Source organism: Roseburia sp. 1XD42-69, from assembly GCF_003612565.1.
GTDB lineage: Bacteria > Bacillota > Clostridia > Lachnospirales > Lachnospiraceae > Roseburia_B.
This window is the reverse complement of record NZ_RAZG01000256.1, coordinates 1-653: the sequence shown is the minus strand read 5'-3', so window position 1 is coordinate 653 and position 653 is coordinate 1. Positions and strand designations below refer to the sequence as shown.

Here is a 653-nt window from a genome sequence, read left to right as displayed (position 1 = left end):
TTTGCAGTCACATTGACCTTTAATGTCGTGCTTTTGGGCTGTGTCCATTGGTTGAACTGTGCGTCCACTTCACCTTTGTTTGCAATGTTGACAGTAAGCTTGGTTTCCTTGTCGGAGGTCAGGTCTTTGATGTCAGCGTCTGCCTGTTCCCGTTCCATTTCAACCGTCACTTTCAGTTCGTTGTAACGGTTCAACTGGTCTTCCAGTGCCGCTTTCTGATTGGCAAGTTCATTTAATGCATTGGTGTCCCCGTATGTTACTGTGATGCCCTGTTCCTGTTTGGATGCGATACTTGCTTTCAGTTCATTGTATTTTCTGGTGACTTCCTCTAACTTTTCCTTTGTCTGGTCAATGTTGCTGGTAAGTTTGATGTACACAGGCTCCCGCAATGCATCTGCACGTCTTTTCAGTTCTTCAAGCTGTGTCTGCATCTGCACGATCTCATCTGTAGAATAAGAACCGCTGGCAATTTCTGCCTGTATACTCTTTATTTTCTCCTGGATACTGCTGTAAGCATCCACAACGTCTGTACCCATGGAATCGGTAAAATCAAAGCCTTCTCCAAGGGATGCCAAGAATGTCTGGATATCCTCAAAGGTCATGCCGAAAGTATTCTTTAATTTATCTGCAAGCCCTGAAACGTCTATGCTGTC

The 653-nt window shown here is 44.7% G+C and carries 1 protein-coding gene; it reads right to left on the bottom strand.

From position 1 onward, the window contains the following. On the bottom strand, positions 1–653 hold a 653-nt coding region (locus D7Y06_RS26365), incomplete at both ends, for a hypothetical protein (RefSeq protein WP_158591514.1).